The sequence below is a fragment of the Marivirga arenosa genome (genome assembly GCF_030503895.2).
Taxonomy (GTDB): Bacteria; Bacteroidota; Bacteroidia; order Cytophagales; family Cyclobacteriaceae; genus Marivirga; species Marivirga arenosa.
In genome coordinates, this window is the sequence record NZ_CP129970.2 from 3908207 (window position 1) to 3930768 (window position 22562).

The 22562-nt window shown below is 31.1% G+C and carries 18 protein-coding genes; 12 read left to right on the forward strand and 6 right to left on the reverse strand.

Features of this window, described 5'->3' with window-relative positions; genetic code table 11:
- Nucleotides 1-102: 102 nt before the first annotated feature.
- From QYS48_RS17000 to QYS48_RS17015, 4 genes are all read right to left on the reverse strand, one after another.
- On the reverse strand, nt 103-1101 hold the full coding sequence (locus QYS48_RS17000) for an ABC transporter ATP-binding protein (RefSeq protein ID WP_308356976.1): 999 nt from the start codon (nt 1099-1101) through the stop codon (nt 103-105).
- 90 nt (nt 1102-1191) lie between these two features.
- On the reverse strand, nt 1192-1500 hold the full coding sequence (locus tag QYS48_RS17005; RefSeq protein ID WP_302129123.1) for a hypothetical protein: 309 nt from the start codon (nt 1498-1500) through the stop codon (nt 1192-1194).
- An 82-nt stretch (nt 1501-1582) separates the two neighbouring features.
- Nucleotides 1583-1825 carry a hypothetical protein gene (locus QYS48_RS17010; RefSeq protein ID WP_308356977.1) on the reverse strand — a complete coding sequence of 81 codons (243 nt, stop codon included), beginning with the start codon at nt 1823-1825 and terminating at the stop codon, nt 1583-1585.
- Nucleotides 1826-2229: 404 nt separating this feature from the next.
- Nucleotides 2230-2943: a hypothetical protein gene (locus QYS48_RS17015; protein ID WP_308356978.1), complete on the reverse strand. Its 714-nt coding sequence runs from the start codon at nt 2941-2943 to the stop codon at nt 2230-2232.
- 194 nt (nt 2944-3137) lie between these two features.
- Here QYS48_RS17015 and groES point away from each other — a divergent pair, with 194 nt between their 5' ends.
- The 3 genes from groES to QYS48_RS17030 all read left to right on the forward strand — a co-directional run bounded on the left by groES (nt 3138) and on the right by QYS48_RS17030 (nt 5587).
- Nucleotides 3138-3416, forward strand: a complete 279-nt coding sequence (groES, locus tag QYS48_RS17020) for a co-chaperone GroES (RefSeq protein WP_302126104.1) — start codon at nt 3138-3140, stop codon at nt 3414-3416.
- A gap of 31 nt (nt 3417-3447) precedes the next feature.
- Nucleotides 3448-5094, forward strand: a complete 1647-nt coding sequence (gene groL, locus QYS48_RS17025) for a chaperonin GroEL (protein WP_308356979.1) — start codon at nt 3448-3450, stop codon at nt 5092-5094.
- A 103-nt stretch (nt 5095-5197) separates the two neighbouring features.
- Complete coding sequence (locus QYS48_RS17030; RefSeq protein WP_308356980.1) at nt 5198-5587, forward strand: TerB family tellurite resistance protein; 390 nt, start codon at nt 5198-5200, stop codon at nt 5585-5587.
- Nucleotides 5588-5589: 2 nt separating this feature from the next.
- On the opposite strand, the gene QYS48_RS17035 is transcribed toward QYS48_RS17030, so the two are convergent.
- The gene (locus tag QYS48_RS17035) at nt 5590-6219 is read right to left on the reverse strand and encodes a hemolysin III family protein (RefSeq protein WP_302100179.1); all 630 of its coding nucleotides are present in this window, start codon (nt 6217-6219) and stop codon (nt 5590-5592) included.
- A 249-nt stretch (nt 6220-6468) separates the two neighbouring features.
- Between QYS48_RS17035 and QYS48_RS17040 the strand changes: the two genes are divergently transcribed.
- The 3 genes from QYS48_RS17040 (at nt 6469) to QYS48_RS17050 (ending at nt 9325) form a co-directional block, all read left to right on the forward strand.
- A complete protein-coding gene (locus tag QYS48_RS17040) occupies nt 6469-6687 on the forward strand; it encodes a cold-shock protein (RefSeq protein WP_308356981.1) in 219 nt (72 codons plus the stop codon).
- A 394-nt stretch (nt 6688-7081) separates the two neighbouring features.
- Nucleotides 7082-7897 (forward strand): PhzF family phenazine biosynthesis isomerase, encoded by an 816-nt coding sequence (locus tag QYS48_RS17045; protein WP_308356982.1) that lies wholly within the window; start codon nt 7082-7084, stop codon nt 7895-7897.
- Between the two features lie 33 nt (nt 7898-7930).
- A complete protein-coding gene (locus tag QYS48_RS17050) occupies nt 7931-9325 on the forward strand; it encodes a S41 family peptidase (RefSeq protein ID WP_308356983.1) in 1395 nt (464 codons plus the stop codon).
- A 123-nt stretch (nt 9326-9448) separates the two neighbouring features.
- On the opposite strand, the gene QYS48_RS17055 is transcribed toward QYS48_RS17050, so the two are convergent.
- Nucleotides 9449-9838, reverse strand: a complete 390-nt coding sequence (locus tag QYS48_RS17055; protein WP_308356984.1) for a DUF1987 domain-containing protein — start codon at nt 9836-9838, stop codon at nt 9449-9451.
- A gap of 535 nt (nt 9839-10373) precedes the next feature.
- Between QYS48_RS17055 and QYS48_RS17060 the strand changes: the two genes are divergently transcribed.
- The 6 genes from QYS48_RS17060 to QYS48_RS17085 are packed head-to-tail and all read left to right on the forward strand — an operon-like array spanning nt 10374 to nt 22495.
- A complete protein-coding gene (locus QYS48_RS17060; RefSeq protein ID WP_308356985.1) occupies nt 10374-12530 on the forward strand; it encodes a hypothetical protein in 2157 nt (718 codons plus the stop codon).
- Nucleotides 12527-15709: a SpoIIE family protein phosphatase gene (locus QYS48_RS17065; protein WP_308356986.1), complete on the forward strand. Its 3183-nt coding sequence runs from the start codon at nt 12527-12529 to the stop codon at nt 15707-15709. The genes QYS48_RS17060 and QYS48_RS17065 overlap by 4 nt, the downstream gene beginning before the upstream one ends.
- Nucleotides 15706-17076 carry a hypothetical protein gene (locus QYS48_RS17070; RefSeq protein ID WP_308356987.1) on the forward strand — a complete coding sequence of 457 codons (1371 nt, stop codon included), beginning with the start codon at nt 15706-15708 and terminating at the stop codon, nt 17074-17076. The genes QYS48_RS17065 and QYS48_RS17070 overlap by 4 nt, the downstream gene beginning before the upstream one ends.
- Entirely contained in the window at nt 17077-20181 is a 3105-nt protein-coding gene (locus QYS48_RS17075; protein WP_308356988.1) for a hypothetical protein, read from the forward strand.
- The gene (locus QYS48_RS17080) at nt 20178-21218 is read left to right on the forward strand and encodes a hypothetical protein (protein WP_308356989.1); all 1041 of its coding nucleotides are present in this window, start codon (nt 20178-20180) and stop codon (nt 21216-21218) included. Before QYS48_RS17075 ends, QYS48_RS17080 begins: the two co-directional genes overlap by 4 nt.
- Nucleotides 21215-22495, forward strand: a complete 1281-nt coding sequence (locus QYS48_RS17085; protein WP_308356990.1) for a hypothetical protein — start codon at nt 21215-21217, stop codon at nt 22493-22495. Before QYS48_RS17080 ends, QYS48_RS17085 begins: the two co-directional genes overlap by 4 nt.
- Nucleotides 22496-22562: the final 67 nt, after the last annotated feature.

Sequence of the window (22562 nt, forward strand, 5' to 3'; positions counted from 1 at the left end):
TGTAATATCTTAACACAGATAAGGCCGTTCACCTGAACGGATTGCAAAGGTACGATTTATTTATGAAGTCACAATAAGTTGATGCTCAGATAATAGAAATATTCATTCATCTTTTAATTCAAACAGATATTCATCTGGAAAAGCTAATTGAAAAGAGGAGCCACTTTCTAGCTTATTATTTGTTTTTACAATGATATTTTGACCCTGCTCGGAAACAAACACACACCTATAATGATAACCCATGAAAACACAATCCTTGAGTTTAGCAGAAATTGAAAATTTGTATTCCGATGGCTCACCCTCTAATACCACCACATTTTCAGCCCAAATCCCTAATTGTCTTTTCTGTTTATTAGTGATAGATTTAGATGGCAACAATACAAAATCAGACAATAATTCTGCTACAGCTTTCAATTCAGGATTCTGATATAAAGAGTGAGGACTGTCAGACTTAATGATTTTACCATTATCCAGAACATGAATTTGATCTGCCAAATAAAAGGCTTCAAATAAGTTATGACTGACTAAAATGATACTAGTCTCTAGTTCAGTCCTTACTTCTTTAATGGCATCCATTAAAGTTTGACGAGTGGAGTAATCAAGTTGAGTAAAAGGTTCGTCTAGCAATAACACGGCAGGTTGTGTAGCTAATGCTCTAGCAATAGCTAGACGTTGTTTTTCGCCTCCTGAAAGGCTTTCAATTTTATGAGAACTTAGCTTTTCAAGTCTCATGAGCTGCATGAGTTGTTTAATTTGATGCTCCGCAAATTCATCTTTAAAAGCTAAAAGTGCATCTTTTAAGTTTTCTAAAACCGTTCTATTATGAAGCAAATTGAAGTTCTGCGCCACATAAGCCAGCTCCTCATGACCTGCAACTAAAACCTCATCTGGATTATCAAGCAGCTCACCTGAAAATTTCACTTCTCCTTCATCAGCAGCAAGCAAGCCCGATAAAATCTTCAATAAAGTTGATTTTCCTTGCCCACTTCTTCCCATTATAACATGCGTCTCCCCTTCTGCTATATCAATAGATAAATTATCCAAAATTTGAGTATCGAATGATTTAGAAATGCAAGAAGCTTTTAATAAAATTTCTGCCATACTAATGGGAATGTTTTAGATAATAATAGACCAGAAACAAAAAAAGCGAACTGATGTTCGCTTTTATTTATATCTATATGGAGTAAGAATTTAGTCTTCTTTCTTTTCTTCTGATTTTTTAGAAGCTTTTGGCTTATCTTCAGTTTTTTTTGTTGCTGCCTTTTTAGTAGTAGTTTTTTTAGCTTTTGGAGCTTCTTTTTTCTCTTCAGCTTTTGCAGTATCTTCTTTCTTAGCAGCTGGTTTTTTCTTAGAAGCATTCTTTTTGAATTCTTCTTTTATTGCCTCTACATCAACATTTTTAATAACTGGCTGTTGCTGCAATTTCTGGATTGAATCCATTCTTTTCTTAGCTACTACTCTATTTCTTCTTGCTTTTCTTTTAAGACTTGTTCCTGCCATGATTAATTCTTTGTCAAAATTGGAATGCAAATGTAGGGCTATAGTTCATTTAATCAAAATATACTTACAATATTTTCTAAAATTAAAAATTAAGCATAAAATTTATATGACCCTGTCTGTAATATTCATTTCCAATAAGCAGATTCAATGGATTTATTTTTACTGATGCAACGTCATAAATATTCAGCTTAAATCCTATACCAAATTCCGCTCCATATCGTGTATCGCTGATAAAAGCAGCAGGAAATAAAATAGAAGGTGCCCTCCTAGCCTCTAGCTTACTTATAAAAGGCCCTCCGTAAATACTTATTGTTAGCCATTTCAATTGAATAAAATTATAAGCGGTAATAGGACTAAAACTAAAATTCTTTGCATAAAAAGGATAATTAAGATTATATATATCAGAATCTAATATCGCTAATCGAAAAGTGGGACTAAAAATAATTTTATCAAATCCAAGATTAAAATCTGCTTGAAGGTCGAATGAAAAGCCATTAACCTGATCTAAACCCGATTCGGATAATTGAGCATAAACATAGCTACCACCTGCATATAACTGTGATTTAACATCAATTGACCCAAATAGAAATACTAAAAAGAATGGTATGGCTAATAGTTTTTTTTTATGGTTGAATAGTTTTTTTTAAGTACGGTTCACCTAAAGACAACTATTCTAATCCCATGGTTGTAATACTTAGCTCTTTTAAATAAAAAAATCTAACCTATTAATTAATGCTTGTATAAATAATTAGAAAAACTTCTTTTTACTATAGGCAATAAAGTTTCTTCATAGGGATAAGGTCTTAAGGCCACCACTCTAAAAGCAGAATAATTACTAACCAACTTAATATTTTTCAACACTTTGATTTTTAATTGTTCCAAGGTAGTCCCTATAGATTTTTTAAATTTATCAATAAAGACGGTTTGCAAGCTTCGCACTTTTTCTTCAGCAGTTTCAAAAATTGATATTCTATACTGATAGATGTGATAATAAGGATCGAATTCAGAGTCAATTACCAATAGACCTTCATTTTCTTCTAATGCTTTCACTCCCACTGGCTCAATAATTAGTTGACTTTCTACTTCATCAAAAATATCTTTCCCAATCGTAATCTGACCTTTTAATTCATCTAAAGCAAAATCAATAATATCCTCCAACTCTTTTAATTGTACATCTTCTTCAACTTTGGATTCAAAATACATCTTAAAATTTTTCAAATCCACTTGGCTTAATCTTTTAGGAAAGGATTTAAATAGTTTCTGCTTTCCATCCTTTAATTGTACCGCATTTTTATAATGCATAATAAGATCAGCAAAGGTTGGATATAATTTATGCTGATCAAAATAATGACTTACCTGCTGAAGATATGCTAGCAAAACATATTTTTTATACTCAAAATCAAGTGTTCCGGATGTTAACCAATCATCTGACAATTTTTTCATAATCATTAATACTTAATACTGACATATTAAAATAATAAAAATCTGTCAAAAATTCATCAACTTTAATAATCATTACGGTGCATGACAAGCTTCGAGTAAAAAAACTGCAATTTTGACACGCTATATTATATGGCACATAAAATGCTATGATGTGATCAGATTTAAAACAAATCAAAACATAAACTATAATAAAAATGTCAAACGTATCATTCAAACCAAATGAGGATAGGGTTCTAGTTGAGCCAGCTCCTGTAGAAGAAAAAACAGCATCTGGTATCATCATTCCTGATACTGCAAAGGAAAAACCACAGCAAGGTACAGTTGTAGCTGTTGGACCTGGAAAAGATGATGCTCCAGTAACCGTTAAGGTTGGTGATTCTGTATTATACGGAAAATATTCTGGAACAGAGTTTACTCTAGAAGGAAAAGAGTATTTAATCATGAGAAACTCTGACATTTTCGGTACTATTTAAAAAATTAAAATAACTAAAAAATTAAATAATTATGGCAAAGGATATTTCATTTGACCTAAAAGCTAGAGACGGCTTAAGAAAAGGTGTTGATAAATTAGCTAATGCGGTTAAGGTAACACTAGGCCCAAAAGGTAGAAACGTAATCTTAGACAAGAAATTCGGAGCTCCTACTGTAACAAAAGATGGTGTTTCAGTAGCGAAAGAAATCGAATTGAAAGACGCTATCGAAAACATGGGTGCTCAGCTTGTAAAAGAAGTTGCATCTAAAACTGCAGATGAGGCTGGAGACGGTACTACTACTGCGACTGTTTTAGCTCAATCAATCTTCAAACACGGATTGAAAAACGTTACAGCGGGCGCTAACCCAATGGACTTAAAAAGAGGGATCGACAAAGCGGTTAAAGTAGTTGTTGAGAACTTAAGAAAGCAGTCTAAAGACATTTCTGACAATAACGAAATCGAACAAGTAGGTACTATCTCTGCAAACAATGATGCAACTATCGGTAAGATGATTGCTGAAGCAATGGAGAAAGTGGGTAAGGATGGTGTTATCACTGTTGAAGAGGCTAGAGGTACTGAAACTGAAGTTAAAACTGTAGAAGGTATGCAGTTTGACAGAGGGTACCAGTCTCCTTATTTCGTGACCAATACTGAGAAAATGGAAGCGGAATTAGACAATCCATACATTTTAATCTACGATAAGAAAATTGGTAGCATGAAAGAATTGCTTCCAATCTTAGAAGCAGTGTCTCAAACTGGTAAACCTTTATTAATCATCTCTGAAGAGGTAGAAGGTGAAGCTTTAGCTACTTTAGTGGTTAACAAAATCAGAGGTTCTCTGAAAATTGCTGCTGTAAAAGCTCCAGGCTTCGGTGATAGAAGAAAAGCAATGTTAGAAGATATTGCAATCTTAACTGGTGGTACTGTAATTTCTGAAGAAAGAGGTTACAAATTAGATGGTGCTACTTTAGAGTATTTGGGTACTGCTGAAAAAATTACTATCGATAAAGATAATACTACTATCGTTAACGGTGCTGGTAAAAAAGAAGATATCCAAGCGAGAGTAAATCAGATTAAATCTCAAATGGAGAATACTACTTCTGATTACGACAAAGAAAAATTACAAGAGCGCTTAGCTAAATTATCTGGTGGTGTTGCTATTCTTTACATCGGTGCTGCTACTGAAGTAGAGATGAAAGAGAAGAAAGACAGAGTGGATGATGCATTACATGCTACAAGAGCTGCAGTACAAGAAGGTATTGTTGCTGGTGGTGGTATAGCATTATTAAGAGCTATCAAAGCGTTAGATAAAGTTGATGTTGATAATGAAGACCAAGAAACAGGGGTTAATATTATCAGATTAGCTTTAGAGTCTCCACTAAGAACTATTGTTGAGAATGCTGGACTAGAAGGTTCTGTAATCATCAACAAAGTATTAGAAGGGAAAGATGACTACGGCTACAATGCGCGTGAAAATAAATTCGAAAACTTATTCAAAGTAGGTGTTATTGACCCTACTAAAGTGACTAGATTAGCCCTTGAAAATGCTTCATCTATCGCTAGCTTATTATTAACTACTGAATGTGTAGTAGCTGACGAAGAGGAAGAAGATGGTGGCGGTATGCCAGCAGGTGGTGGTATGCCAGGCGGCATGGGCGGCATGGGTGGAATGATGTAATCCCATACGTTTAAAGAAGAAAAATAAGGCTTTGTCGATTGGCAAAGCCTTTTTATTTTTTTCTTATCAAAAAATCTTAGCTTTACAAAAATATAACTAAGAAATGGACAAGCATCATATTTTTAAAAACTACGAGACCTTTATACTCTTTCTACTCATCCATGTAGGGAGTTCAGATTACAGCCTAAAAGGATCAGAAATTGAAGTTATCCTTGCTAAAATGGAAGATTACTTTCCGGACATTGATGACATGGATCAATTAAGATCTAAATTTGTATCTCTGAAAGATGAATACGAAGAACTTTCGGATTCGGACATTAACCATATTATTTATCATAATTATTTACACTATAAAAAAGGTCAAATTAATGCCAACAGAATAATGAATGACTTACAAGAGGTAATTATGGCAGATGGTTTTATCCACGATATGGAAACCAAAGCTATAGATGCTGTAAAGAAGTTATTAAATATAAGAGAATCTGACCTTTAGAATTACAGTAAATACATAACAGCAATGAAATGCGTTATAGTGCCTATTAAAACAAATACGTGCCAAATAGCATGAGCATAACGCATTTTTTGATTTGTATAAAATATAGTCCCCAAGGTATAACTCACTCCTCCCCCAATCAATAAAGATAAAACCGTAGTAGATAACTCTAAGAATAACGGCTTCGCAATAAACACAGCTATCCAACCCATTCCTAAATACAGAAAAAGTGATAAGCGAGGGAACCGATGGGTGAAAAATATCTTAAATATTGTTCCAATCAAGGCAATCCCCCAAACTATTCCGAACATTAACCAACCGGTGAATCCTCCAACTCCTAAAATTAAAAATGGAGTATAGGTACCTGCAATTAAAAAATAAATACTAATGTGATCAAAGATCCTAAGGATTGCCTTTGATTTCTCGTGTTGTATAGCATGATAAATAGTTGAAAAAGTGTACATTAATAAAAATGCTCCACCAAAAAAACTACTGCTGATAATATGAAGTACGCTTCCTTCTAATACTGAAAAAGTAATCAATAAGGATATAGCCACCACACTGAATAGAATTCCAAATCCATGTGTAAGGCTGTTTGCTAACTCTTCTTCTAAGGTTTGTGGTCTTTTCAAATTTGTAAAATTTTCTTATTTGGTAAATCTATAAAGTATCTTTAAAAGATGAGGGAGAAAAAGCTATTAATTTAATAATAGTTATTCTCATCGCTTTTTGGTAACTTTGCCATCTCCAAAGCAAGTTTAACCATTTGCATATATCTGAAACGATACCTTACCTTGGTTATCCTCCTTTGTACCTCTAACAAGAGGGATCTTTCATTCAAGTAAAATACTTGTCTTATGTTTTAATTTAAACCCTACTTTATGGCAAGATCACAAAATAGCTTTATGAAAAAGCAAAAAGAAAAAAAGAAATTAAAGAAAAAAGAAGAGAAGCAAGAAAAGAAAGAGCTTCGTAAAGAGCAGTCAAAAGGAGGTAGCTTAGATGCAATGATCGCCTATGTTGACGAATACGGTAATATATTAGATAGCCCCCCTGAAGAACCTAAAAAAGAGGATAAAAAATCTGAAAATAAGGAATAATACATACTCCATAATACACCAAAAGGCGAGTAATTGCTCGCCTTTGGGGTGATTATGGCGGTTATTCACCATAAAATCCTACCTCATCATAACGTTGAGATTAAAACCTCTACCCGTTAAGACTCAATTTATAAAATAAATCACTTAAATACAACTGTAAGTTAATTTTTAAACAATCTATATTGTTATTTAATTTACACAATGAATTTATTTTAAGTTAGAACAGTATTTTATGAAAAAAGAGTGTCCATCCTGTGCTATGATGATTGATAAAGAAGAAAAAGTTTGTCCTATTTGTAGTTATGAATTTCCCAGGTCTTCTTATCAGAAAAGCTTACAGTGGGTCGCCATTCTTCTGGCTATAATTTTTCTACTGGTAATATTACTTTAAACTATGAAAACAGAATCTCCATTCGCAATAATTAATGTTTTTTCAAATGATAAAATTTCAGCTAAAGGAAATCCATCCTCTGTAATTTTATTAAATGATAACTTATCCGATCATGATTTACAGGCTATTGCTACTGAATTACAACAACCAGCGACTACCTTTTTATGGAAAACCAGCAAAGAAAATGAATTTCGAATAAGATGGTTTGCTCCAGATGCTGAAATAGGATTATGTGGTCATGGTGCTATGGCGGCAACCGTTTTTCTTTCAAATGAATTTTCTGAAATCGCCCAAAATGGTTTAAAACTTATCAAAAACAACACTGTCATTGAATCAGGTATTGAAGGGGAAAATCAGCATTACACAAAAATGCAAAATATAAATAGAGATTCTCAATCTGAACCACCGGCTGGCCTTGAAGCAGCCCTGGGTAAAAAGATTGTGGAACATTATGCTACTGAAAATAAAAATATTGTAGTTTTAGAAGGTGAGGAAGAGCTTGCTAATATGAAGCCAGATTTTGAGGCATTAAAGGAAATAGATGTATTTGGTTATGCGGTAACGGCTCCATCATCTAAAAATGATGATTTTGTTTGTAGAACATTAGTGCCACATGTATTACAATTAGAAGATCATGCTACAGGTTCTACACAAGCCGTTTTAGTTGACTATTGGGCTAATAGATTAAATAAATCACATTTGGAATCGCGACAATTAAGTCCGAGAGGTGGCTATTTTAATGCTCACCATCAAAAAGATGGTTTTAAATTAGTTGCTAATTCCTATTATAGAGTAAAGGGAACTTTTCACCATCATTAATTATTATTTTAACCTAAAACCAATTACTACAGTATGAAAAGAATTGCTATTTGGTCAATGTTAATTCTATTTATAAGTTCTTCATGTAAAAAGGATGATCCTGAGCCGATAGAATACGAAAATGGAACCAATGAATATGTTAACAATTGGATTTACGATAATCTGAACCTTTATTATTATTGGACGGATGATCTTCCGAATAAAAATATTGAAGGGCAAAATCCTGAAGATTTTTTCTATAGTTTGCTTTCAAACCAAGATCGATTCTCTTGGATTCAGTCAAATTTTAAAGAATTGCTAAATTCTCTTCAAGGGATATCGAAGGAAGGTGGATATGAGTATATTCTTTATAACGATCCAGATAGGGTAAATGGAGTAGTCGGACAGATAGCCTATATCAAAGAAAACTCTCCTGCGGAATCAGTAAATCTGAGAAGAGGAGACTTATTTACACATATTAATGGTAGCATATTAACAGTAGATAATTATTCATCATTATTAGGTGAACTAAAAGAAACCCATAGCCTTACCATTAAAAGGTTTGATTTTGACTCAGAAGAATTTTTAACTGAAGGCGATGTAAGCATTACTCCTATTCAATTTGCTGAAAATCCAAACTTCATGGACACGGTGTATTCTCGCAATGGAAAAAAAATAGCTTATTATGTTTATAATTTCTTTGCAGTAGGAACAGACGATGATAGTGCGGCTTATGCTTCTGAAATGGATGTTATCTTTGAAAAATTTAAATCTGAATCTGTAGATCATTTAGTGATAGATCTAAGATATAATAGTGGTGGAGCTGAAAGAGCAACAATTAATTTAGCCAGCTTAATCGGATCTAATGTATCGGATCAAGATATTTTTGTGAAAAGAAAATATAACGAGGGCCTAGAGCAAGCATTTATAGATGAATATGGTGAAGAATCACTCTATAGAACCTTTGTTAACAAAGCTGCCAATATTGGGGCTCAGTTACAAAGTCCTCAACTAACTGTGATAACCTCATCCAGAACTGCCTCGGCCTCTGAATTATTAATTAATGGATTAAATCCGTTTATGGATATTTTCATTATAGGTGATACTACAGTAGGAAAAAATGTGGGATCTACTTCCTTTTACGAAGAAAATAACAATGAAAACAATTGGGGAATGCAACCTATTATTACGAAATCCTTTAACAGTTTAAATCAATCAGATTATGATTTAGGGTTTTATCCTGATATTGCATTGAAAGATAACTCATTGGTTAAACTTCAATTAGGAGATGTAAATGAAAGGCTTTTGAAAGAAGCTTTAGTTTATTTAGCAGGAAGCGATGAACTGAGTAGACAAAAACAGTTAAAAGAAATACCATCTAAAGATATTATGAGTAGTATAGAGCGAAAGAAATTATATGGTATTTATGATATTGAGTTAGAAAATTGATTTTCTGATTTTTCTTTCATAGCGATACTTTTATGTAATGCTATTTCAGGACTAGACAGACATTTCAATAAAAAAGGGAGACTTAATGATGTGAGTCTCCCTTTTTTATTGAAATAATTTTAATTAAGCCATATCATCTTCTAAGGGCACTACTTCAAATTCCATATCTAGTGAATCTCTAAAATCTTCAATATCCTCTCCCATTTCATCATCTCCTTCAACAAAGTTCCAAACTATAGATAGTTTAGTTCCATTATCTTCTAAATCTTTAAGATCAGATAATAAATCAAATAAACATTTAGATGAAGAAGTATTAAAATATTTCAAGTAAATATTAACATCTAATTTATCAGGACTTTTACCTCCAAATGCTTTCAACTTATTTCTAAGCATGCTGTAAAGCATTACAACATCTTCATCATAAGATTTGCCTTTTATTTGCAAAGTACCATTTTCTTCATCAAATCGTACGTATGGAGCTGCCTCTTTAGCTGGAATTTCTAATACACTCATTAAAAAGTAATTTTTGATTATTTAACAATAATAGTGATTATCCTCATCTTTTCGCTAAAAAAAATTTCACATGTAATAAAATTTCGATTAATTAAACTTTTCTTTCGATTATCAGGAAAAGGTTGTCTAAACAATTATTTAAGTTTAGATTTAAAATATGAACTCAAACACGCACACATACAAGAACTTATACAAAAGTAAGATTCTAAGGTATAGTACAATTATATACTTCCTGAATTTATTGTGTTTTGGTTCTCTTACATTTATTTATTTATTCGGTGCGTATAGTATTCTTGATCCTGATTTTGCCTATATATTAGCATTAGGGTCTTTAGTATTAATCAGTTTTATAAATAGCAAAGTTAGGTACAGTTTATATTGGCTTTTACGCTCAAAAATTCATCAAAATCTGTTCGCTAACCAATTTAACATATTCAATCTAGTTTTTTCTTTACTTGTAATTATTTTAATTTATTTCAATAGACAAGCAGGGGGAATTGAAATAGAGTTTGGACTTATTGGATCAATTCTATTCATGTCAGGTTTACTAATTTCTTTTTATTTCTGGAATGCATTTAGTGAAAATAATGAAAAAGCAATTATTGAAATAATTCAAAGCAGGCCTTTAGCAAATTATAAAAATTACGAGATATATGTGATTTTAATTTCTGTAGCTATTTTCGGTTTAGCTTACGATTACACTCCAAAATCACTGGAATACTCTCTTTATTTCCCTACTGGTTTTCTCATGATTTTTTCTGGAATCATGTTTTTCTTAAATGGATTTATACATAAATCGATCTTTCTTTACTTCAAAATTGATTCAGATGCAAAAAGTATTGAAACGGAAGATCGTTACAAATCTTTAATTTTTGAAGAAAATCCATATCAAACAATAATACAATTAGAAGACGACTTTCATCAACTTAATTATGATAACCAGAAACGTCTACTATTAACTCTGCAAAGACTTTCAGCTATTGATCTAATAGAAAGTTTAGAAGCTATTATTACAAATACCTCAAGTGATGATAAAATCTTTAAGGTTCTCTCTGAGGTTCACTTTTATCTTAAAAACCTGAGAAGAAAAATAGAACTTGTTGAGAATCCATTTGAGTTTATTGAACAGTCCAATGATTTAAGCATCATTAAAGGAATAATAAGAAAGCAGATCACAAAAGATGATAAGAATTTAATTATTAAATTACTTAATGATAGCCGAATAGCTATAGTAAAACCGGCTTGTATCGTTGCAGGATATTATGATGACATCAATATTATCTCAATATTAATTGAGCATCTTGAAAAACCTAATTTGACCCATTGGGCACAAATGGCTCTTAAAAAAATAGGAGAAAAATCAATCAAATATCTTGAAATCGAATACTTTAAAAGAAAGGATAATCTATTGTTTGTTGATTCATGTTTTAATCTGATTTGTCAAATAGAGAACCATAGTAATTATAATTTGCTTTTTTCTGCATTAAATGATAATGATAGTAATGTAAGAAAGATAGCTGCGAAGAAAATTGTAGAATATGACATTCCAATTACTGAAAATCACAGAAGATATTTTAAAAGACTATTTGATGATTTGGTGTTAAGCATTTTAAGTAATGACTATCTCATTAATCAACTACAGCTTCAAAATGAAAAGTTTAAAACCTTAAGAAATGCAATTGAGAATGAGAATAAGGAAGCCATATACCTTATTATCAATATTGTGAAATTATATTATCATGGGGAGGTAGTTGAAAAAATATTTAATGGCTATAAAAGCCAAGATAAATCACTTCATGCTGCCACTAATCTCTTGATAGATATTATGTTTGAGGATAACATTTCTGTTAGAGATAAATTAAAAACAATCTTTTCTCCCTATGAAAGAGTATTATTAGAAGCTCTTCAAGATGAATTTCCAGGGATAAATCTAAAACCTAAATTTGAAGCCGAGGAAGAACTTATTTGGCATATTTTAAAAAAGGAATACGATCAAATTAATAGCTGGACCAGAGCCTGCGCACTTAATATTTTGCATTACACCTATAAAGAAGATATTCCATTTGAATTAGCCGCAGAATTTTTAAACAAGAATAGGTTATTGAAAGAAGTGGCTGCTGTTAATATTTACAATAACTTACCAGAGTTTTATACTATATTTTTAGATAGACTTGTAGATGATGAGTCCAAGCGAATTGATTATTTAATTAGATCTAATCTCGATATTGCTAACCCTAAGCAAATTAATGCTGACAATTTAATGCTGGAGGATAAAATCAAATTCTTAATCAGCATTCCTTATTTAAATTCGTTATCAATTTCTGAAATTATTAATTTCCATACTTATTTTAAAGTCAGTGTTTTAAAAGCTGGAGAACACAAGATATCGTTGCAAAAAGAATCTAATTTAGGTTACTGGATTATTGAAACGGGAACCATATCTTATTCTAAAAATGGAATTGATTTTTATGAATATAATAAAAGGGACATCATTAGATTATCTGATCATGAAACTTTAGCCGATAATGTTTTCTTTTATTGTGAAGAAGATACTCGGTTTTTAATTATAGAAGAAGTTACCCTAATGAATATAATTCAAGGGTATAATGAGATAATACAAAAATATATTAATATCTTGCCAGATAAAGACAAGAGTAAAAACATCAAAGAACTAAATCAAAACGCTGCTTGAAAACTAGTATACCCTATATTACCATTTTCTTCTATCTGTTTATAATACCATTTAGTAGTTTTTCACAAATTCAAAAAACAGAAAAATTTGAAGTAAATGACTTCTTAGGTGAAAGAAATTTCATATCGGCCACTCAAGCAGATAATTTAATTATTTATTTTAATACAGATAAAGGTATTCTTAGCTATGATGGTAGTGATTTTAAAGAAGTAGGCATTAAAAATAAATCTATTAATGCACTACAAGCATACCAAAACCAATTATTCATTGCTACCAATAACTTATTACTACTTTATTCCCCTAAATCAGACTCATTAGCTGAAATTTCAACAGATGCTATAGTTCAATTTGAAATATTCAATGATGAATTATGGATGATTAGTAAAAACAGCTTATTTAAGTGGGGTGATGGCAACTTAAATAAAATATATACTAGTAGTAGTGATGCTTTCAATACTTTTAAGGTTAGTAATAATATTACAATAATAGGTCATTCTAATGGAATTAGTCTAATTGAAGGCAACAAAGAAATTTCATCATTTGGATCATTTCTTAAACCAACAAAAATAATTGAATATGACTCTTCCATTTACATATTAAGTGAAAATGCGATTTTTCAATTAAATGATGAAAAAATTGTAAGAGACTTTAGCAGTAATTCTGCAATAATGGATTTTATTATTGACGACTTTGGTAAAACCTGGTTTTTGAATAAAAATAAAGCTTTAAAGGTTAATGATTTAATGAATGTCAATCCTGCTTTTTATGAAAATGGAACTAAACAAATTACTGGAAATAAACTATTTAATGATAAAGAAAGTAACCTATGGGTTTTAGGCCAAAATAATCTTACTAAAATCAGCCAAAATAACGCTTTCTCTAAATTATTAATTGATGATGTATTAGAAATATTTACTGGAGAAACGAGCAATATTATTATTTCGAATAATCAAATCATCTACTACAGTGCCCTTACTGGATTAAGAAAAATTCAAATTAATAGCAGTGATAAACCACTTGATAATTATCATGCATTTTACAACGGAGAAGATTGGATCATAACGCTCAATGAAAATATTTATAAATTATCTGGAGATAAGCGAAGCTTACAACTAGTAAAAAAAGATAACCTCTTCTATCCTACTGCTTATATTGATGAAAATACATTTTTAGCAAAAAGTCAAAATAATAATTTATTTACTGTCAATAAAGATTTTGAACCCATTTCAAAAATTGTAAATCTTAGCTCAGTAAATAATTTGATTCATACCAACAATAGTATAGTGGCTTATTCTGACAATTCTATAAACAGATTAAGCTATGAGGGCGTAATGATGAATTCAATTGAATTCCCTGATTCTATTAAAATTAATAACATTATCCCCGCTAAAGAAGGTTTTTGGTATCATACTTTGTCAGATGTATTTAAGGTAAATTATAAAGGTGATTTTACAAAAATTAATATAAAAACTGATTTAACAACTGAACTTAGAATTCTTAATACATTTGATGATTTTGAAAATAATTTATGGATCTCAACTCCAGACAAATTATTAAGATTCCCTGTAAATCCTGATAAAGAGGAGAGCATACTAGAGAATTTCACGGAGTATAACAAAAATGATTTTCTAATTTCTACTTACTTTAAAAGTGCCAAAAAAGATTCTACTTCGCTTCTATGGTTTACTCATGATAATGGAATTTCCATTTATAACCCTTTAAAAGAAATACCCAATTTAGTTCCCCCCAGTGTAAGTGTTAAAAATGCTTTTGCTTATGAGTTAGATAATTTTAATAATCCTTACGACACTACTTACTTTTTAGAAAATCAAGAGAAAATTAGCAGTAATGCAATAGTTATTATTGAACCTAGTGTTATATCTCACTTCAATTGTGATAAAGCCACTATAGGTTATAAAAATTTAAGCACGAGCCAAGCGGAAAGACGAATAAGAAATGGAGAAAAAATTATTCTGACTGACTTAAATGACGGTTTAAATACAATCAATTTTATAGGATATAATAGTAATGGAATAGAAAGTGCAAATCAAGCAAACATTAACATCTACGTTATACCTCCAATATGGAAAAGAAATTGGTTTTATTTAACAAGTATTATATCAGTTTTTCTTTTAGGTTTTGTCGGATACAGAACAGTAATCAGTATTAAAAATAATAGAGCAAGAGATCTTGAGGAAGAATTACATAAAGGTCTTGAAGATCTTGAGAAAAAATCTCATTTACAAGTATTGAAGGCTGAAAGGTTAAAACAATTAAATGAGTTAATCACCTCACAAAAAAGTGAATTAGAAAAAAAGAATAAGCAGATTGAATCTCAAAAATACGAGCTCTCATTAACCAATCAACAAATTAAAAAACAGAAAGACCTTCTTGAAGAAACCAGCAGTAAATTAACTTCAAGTATTAATTACGCTAAGAGAATTCAAAATGCACTAATGAGTACTGAGGTAGAAATTAAAAAAGCATTTGAAAAAAGCTTTGTTTATTTTATGCCTCGTGATATGGTAAGTGGTGACTTCTTTTGGTTCAACCAAGTCAAAAATGAAAAAGGAGAAGACCTATTAATACTTGCCGCGGTTGACTGTACAGGGCATGGTGTACCAGGAGCAATTGTAAGTGTGGTAGGTATGAACTTGCTAAATAATATCACAAAACTGAAAAAGGTTTATGATCCTGGGCAAATATTGACTGATATGAACCATGACATCATACATGATTTGCGTCAAAATGAAACACAAGTGAATGATGGTATGGATATGACCTTAATCACTTATAATAAAACTACTAAGCAGCTGTATTTCGCAGGAGCTAAGAACCCACTAATGTATATTGAAGATAATGAATTGATTCGAATCAAAGGTGACAAACATGCGATCGGTGGCCAACAAAGAGGAGATGATAGAATCTTTACCACACATCAATTAGATTTAACAGATGGTAAAGAAAGAACCTTCTATTTATTCTCTGATGGTTATCAAGATCAATTTGGAGGTGAAAAAGGCTTTAAGTATTTGGTAGGCAATTTTAAGAAATTATTGCTAAGAATTCATGATAAAGATGTATTAGATCAAAAAACTATTTTGCATGAAGAAATAGAAGAATGGAAATCAGGTTATCCACAAACAGATGATATACTGGTAATTGGATTGAAATTATGAAAGAAGAAAAGAAACATATCATCTTAAAGTTTACTCAAAACGATAATATAAAAGGTTCTGACCAAGAATTGGGATGGGTTGATTATTTCGTAAAGTTTTTAAAAACTGGACTAGCTTATCAGCTTGAAAATCCGGTTGAATTTGAATACAAAAATGAGCTAGAATTAATTACTAAAGATGATTTTGACCGTGCTGATTTAATATTTTACATATTATCCCCTGCCATGGTGTTTTCTTCTAACCTTAATCAAGATTCTAATGAACTGGAGCAAGCCTTTAATTTTGACATTCCTCTTATTAATTCTAAGATTAAAAAAGTATTCAAAGCACCTGTAAAAATTGAAGATTTACCTTTATCTCTCTCCACTCCTACTTACTATAGGTTTTATGATAATAGCTTAATAAATGAGCAAAATTATGAAACTTATGAAGGCTGGAGTGAATACCAAGAAAATGAAAACTACTGGAAAGTATTTGCTGATGTTTTATTGGATACCATTTCAATTCTATCAAAAGAAGTAAATGAGCCTAAAAATACCATCTTTATTTCTGATAAAAATAAAGCTTATTATCATAACAGAAATACTATTAAAAGGGAACTTAAAGCATATGGCTCTGAGATATTTCCAGATGAAGATTTCTCAATTGAGGCAAACTATATGTCTGATCCAGAGGAGTTCTTCATGAAAAAATGTGATCTGGCCATTCATTTTCCAGATGAATTTATAGGATTGACAAGAGAGCAAAGAAAAAAAGCTTTTGATAAATGTTCAAATATTAAAAGACTGATATGGTTTAGTCCTGTTGAAAGTCAAAAACCAGAAAAGAAAGCTCATTACAGTGAATTAAAGGTTCAATTAAAGCCTTACCCTAATATTGAGGCAGTTGAATCTACAATTGAAGAATTTAAAGAAATTGTAAAGGAAAACATTACTAAAATTAAGATAAGTACTGAGGTTGAAAAAGAATCTTTAAAAGAATTAATTTACGTAATTTCTGATAGCAAAATCGATAAAGCGAATTTTGATGACTTATTGAGGAATAAAAATATTTCAGAGAAATTTGAACTAAAATTAATTGATAATGTGGAGAATGTGACTGATTATAGGCATTTACATTATGAATTATTAAGAAAAGCTGACTATTTCTTCATTTTATTTTTTAAAAATAATTTACCTTGGTTAAGTTCTATGTCTGCAGAGATAAAGAAGGCTCCGGGTTTTAGAAATGAAAAAGAAATATTAGGTAAATATATTTTGTTCAATGATAATACTATATTTAACCGGGAAAAACTCAAAGATTTTCAACTGATTCCAAAAAACAAACCAGAAGAATTATTTGAGGTAGTACAAAATTTAGCAGTTTAAGTGCAAGAAACTTTTATTAATAATAGGGAAAACAATTTTAATCCATTTCCAGGTTTAAGACCTTTTGGTATAGATGAAAGCTATCTTTATTTTGGTCGTGAAGGGCAAAGTGATGAGGTATTAGCTATATTGGAAAAAAACCGTTTTGTTAATATTCTCGGTTCATCAGGTACAGGTAAATCATCTTTAATGTTTTCTGGTGTTATTCCTACTCTGCATGGAGGCTTTATTTCTAAAGCAGGAAATGAATGGGAAATTATAACTGCTAAGCCAGGACTCAACCCTATTAAAAATTTAGCACTTGGTTTCAAGAAACATATAGAGCAAAAAAGCAAAGAGGACGAATTAGATACTGCCCATAATCTTATCAATGAATATTTATTTGAAGCTGTGCTCCATAAAAGCACCAAAGGCTTAAGTGACTTATTCAAACTTAATAAGCATTTAAAAGGCAAAAACTTACTATTGTATCTGGATCAATTTGAAGAAATATTCAGATTCAGAAAATTAGGTGAACCACGACATATTAATGAATCATTAGCTTATGTTAATTTGATTTTGGAGGCTATAGAGCAAACAGAAGTCCCAATCTATATTGCTTTATCTATGCGTTCCGATTTCCTAGGAGATTGTGAACAGTTTCCAGAATTAACCAATAAAATTAATGATAGTCACTATTTGATACCTCAAATGACCCGTGAACAAAAGAAGCTTGTTATTACGGGGCCAGTTGCTGTAGGTGATGCAAAAATATCAAATCGATTAGTCCAAAGGTTATTAAACGATATGGGGGATCGGTTTGATCAATTACCAGTATTGCAGCATGCATTAATGAGAACATGGGATTATTGGTCTGACTCAGGAAATGATAAAGATCAGCTTGATTTCATTCATTATGAGGCAATTGGAGGAGTTAATGAAGCTTTATCACGACACGCGGATGAAGCTTTTTATGAATTAAATGAAGAAGAGAAGGAGATCTGCGAGAAATTATTTAAGACTATCACCGAAAAAAGAAGTGATAATGATGGTATTAGAAGGCCAACCCCACTTCGAGAGATTTCTCAAATTGTGGATGAAGAAGAACATGTGCTGATTAAAATCATCGATAAATTTAGAATTCAAGGTAGAGCACTCTTAACTCCTCGTGAGGAAGTTGAATTAACCAGCGAATCCGTAATCGATATAAGTCACGAGGCTTTGATGAGGGTTTGGTATAGATTGAGAAACTGGGTACAGCAAGAATCTCAATCTGCTAGAATTTATCTTAGACTATCAGAAGCAGCCAACAAATACCAAAACGGTAGTGGTGGTTTATGGAGACCACCTGATTTACAATTAGCTATAGAATGGAGGAACAATACTAAACCAACACTTAAGTGGGCTCTTCAATATGAAAACAATTTTGAAGCGGTTATTTTATTCCTAGAAAAAAGTGAGCAATCCTATAAAAAGGAATTGGAAACCAAAGAAATGCTTCAAAGAAAGCGTTTGAAAAGATCTAAAATTATTGCAACGATTTTAGGGACTGCAGCAGTGCTTTCATTAGTTTTCTTATTCTATGCCTTTAACCAAAGTAGGGTTGCAGAGAGACAAAGAGAAATTGCCGAAGCAAAATCTTTGGAAGCTCAAAGAGAATCAGAAAGAGCAAAAGAAAGTGAATTAAAGGCACAAAGAAGAAGAATTGAGGCAAATAAATCAAGTATTAGAGCTAATGCTGAAAGAGAAAAAGCTGAGTATAACTTCTTATTAGCTCAAGAAGCACAGGAAGTTGAGCGTCAGGCAAGACAAGAATTAGCTTTAAAAGCTGAGCAAGAAAGTAGAGCAAGAAGATTAGCACAAGAGCAACAAAAAGAACTCGAAAAAATCAATAGTGATTTACAATCAGAAAGAAAGAATACAAGACAATTAAGTTTAAGAGCTATTGCACAATCATTGGCTGTAAAGTCATTGCAAATGGAAGATGATCAATTACAAGCGCTATTAGCTTATCTTGGATTTAAGTATAATATTAATAATGAAGGCTATGACAGTAATAATGACATTTACAATGGTCTTTTCTATGCTGTAAAAAATTTCGATCAGGATTACTATAACGCTTTCAGAAGTAAATCTACTGATGTTAGATCATTACAATTTGTAAAAGGTAAATATTTGTACACAACGGGTACTTCAGGAAGAATAAATGCATGGGAAGTTGATAATATGACTGCCAACAGAAGCATAGTTATTTTTGATGAAGAAAATGTTTTTGTCAAGAAAATTTATGTTGATGAAGAAAATAAAAGTTTAGTTGCCTTAACAGATGGTTCTGATTTTTATGTTATTGACGTTTCTAATAGAATCAGAGAAGTTAAAAAATACAGCCTACCTGATAGCTATGCTTATGATATCAGTTTTGTTAAAGGCAGTACGGATTTCTATCTTTCAGCTTCTGATAATAACATTTATAAATTTTCAAATAATAGGATTGAACCTTTCCTTAATACAAACAGTAGAATTTACGATATTGAACTATTGAATAATGATTATTTGGCCACAGGAAATACGGATGGAAAAATTGAACTATGGGATTTAAATTCTAAAGAGAGTAAAACAGTTATCCGCGATTCAAATAATAGATATATACATTCCCTGTCAATTGGAAATAATATTTTAGCTGCTGGTGACAACTCAGGTCAGGTTAATTTATTCTATCTCAATGATCAGTATGATGTAACAAATTCAATTACATTAAGAGGTAGCGATGGAGAAATCATGACTGATATCACCTTTAATGAAAAAGAAAATCAAATAATTGCAGCAAGTACTAAAGGAACTATTCGTATATGGAACTTAAATGATCCTGATGAATTTCCGATGATTATAAATGAACCTGGTTCATGGGTTAATGCTATTGCGCTTATGGACGAATCTCATATTTTTGCTGGATGTAAAGATCAAGTTTTTCGCTTATACCCTATTAAAAGTCAATTACTTGCTGAAACTTTGAAAGAAAAAATGAGCAGAGATATTACTCCTGAAGAATGGGATAGATATATTGGTGATGATTTAGAATATGATCCAATATTTGAAGAAAGTAAATTTCTAGATGCGGCAAGATGAAAATTTTTATAATCACCATATCATTTATCGTTTTAGCATCCATTCAATTAGTTGCACAGTCTAGTTGTGAAAGAAATTTAAATGAGGCACGTGCAGATTATTCAAGTGGTAATCTATACGCAGTACCAGGCAAACTAAACGATTGTTTAGAAAACGGCTTTGATAAAACTCAAAAAATTGTGGCCTTAAGGCTTTTAACGCTTACTTATATTAATATAAACCAACAAGAAAAGGCAAGATCTACCTTAATTAAGTTATTAAATATTAAAACAGATTATCAGGTAATTGATAATGTTGATCCATCTGAATTGTATTCATTATATAATAGTATAGATACTGACATAAAATATTTCATTGGAGTGACTTTTGGCACTAATCTTAATTACATTAGACTTGTTGACTACAGATCTACTAATCCATTGGGTAACGAAGCTCCTAATTATATTCCAAAATTTTCTTTAGAACAAATAGGGATTCAGTATTTATATCCTTTGGTGAAAAGTATTGTAGTGGGTGCAGAATTACAATATCAAAATCAAAGATATGGATACTTTGAAAGAAATGAATCGTTAGATGGAAGTTTCACAACAATCGAATACCAAAGCTCAAACAGTGGTATTAATTTAAATTTGATGGCAAGATATATGAAAGATTTTTATCAATGGAAACCTTTTGTTGAAATAGGGGCTACTGGAAGAGGAAATTTTAATTATCAAATATCGAACTATATAAATGGCTTTTCTGAATCTGTAGATGAAGAAAATATAGCAGGTCCTGAAAGTGTTTTAGACAGAAGAGCAATTTTTAATTTTGCTGTTAATGCCAATATAGGGACAATGATAAAAATTGGAGAAAATTATGGCGAAGTCAAATTAGGAGTAAGTAATTACTTTAGAAACCATCTAAATGATTTAGCGAGGCAAGAGGCTGTCAAAACAACAGTTTTAAATGGGATGGTTTTGAAAGATGATGATATCGCAAATTTAGTATTTCAATTAAATCTCACATTTAATATCCCTTTCTTTAATTTTCAATGATAACTAGACATTTCTTACATATTATTCTTCTGTTACTTGCGATATGTTCCGCATGCAATTTTGAAGCCTTAGAAAGCGAACAATTACCTAGTTTCGATAAATTATATGCTGTTTCAGAAAATGTTGAAGCTGTTGATTTTATCTGTAAACCAGAATCAACAGGATATATAGTTGTAGGAAATTTAAAATCAGAAGAAAATTCTGATATTATAGTAATTAATGTGGCTAACAATGGACTTCAAAGAAGTCTCTATCAGATTACCACTGATTTCTATGATGAAGCCGTAAGTGTCAAATTTAATGAGGCCGATAATTCAGTTTACATAATGGGAAATCGTAGAACTGATCAATCACAAGTTAATGTTCACCAAAATATATTAATTAAAACGAACTTAGATGGAATACCTGCAAGAGCTTCTAATGCAAACATTGAAGACTCTTTGTCTGCTGAAATAAAAACTTTAGGAGTCAATCAAAATCGAATAGTGCAATTAAATGACTTTCTAATTCTACCTCCAAATATTATTTGTGTAGGAAATATTAGACAAAGTTCAAGTGGGAACTTAAATAGATATACACAGATTTTCGATTTAACTGCTATGGATTTCAATGATAAGAATGATTCTATTATTACAGCAATAAGGCAAAAACCTGATGATATTGTTTTTAATAACAGTACAGATTTCAAAATAAGAAAGGGAAATACCCCCAATAGATTATATGAAGTATTAGGTCAGAATTTTAGTGAAAACCCAAATGGATCCGTTTCAGGTTCATCTGACAATATCAGTTGGCATATTTATTCTGATTTAAATTCAACCGCCAGTGAAATTATTTATATAGGTTCAGACCAAAATGAAGAATTTGGTGACATACTATATCACTCGAATGGTAAAAATTATGTAGCTGGAAACTATATAGATAATGACTCTATATTTTTGATTTCTAAAGATTACAATGGGAAAAATAACAATGAAATTCAAAGTATTTATTCTTTTTCTGAATTTGGCAATAAAATCACTAGCTTAACAGAAGATGGTGATGGAAATATTATTATCTCAACAATAGATGAAGGTTCAGCCAATCATATTTCCTACTTATTAAAATTTTCGCAATCTGGTACTCAGTTAGAAGGCCAAAATTTTATGTTTAATAGTACTGGTTTTTATGATATTCAAAAAATAGTAAATGAAGGTGGAAATAGCCTAGTGATATTATCACATAAAACATTTGATAATAATTCGACCGCTATTGGTTTAATGAAGATTAATTTTTAGTAAAATTCTATTATTCCATATAAATTTGTCAATTACTCCCCAAACGTTTATATTGTAAGTTACATTA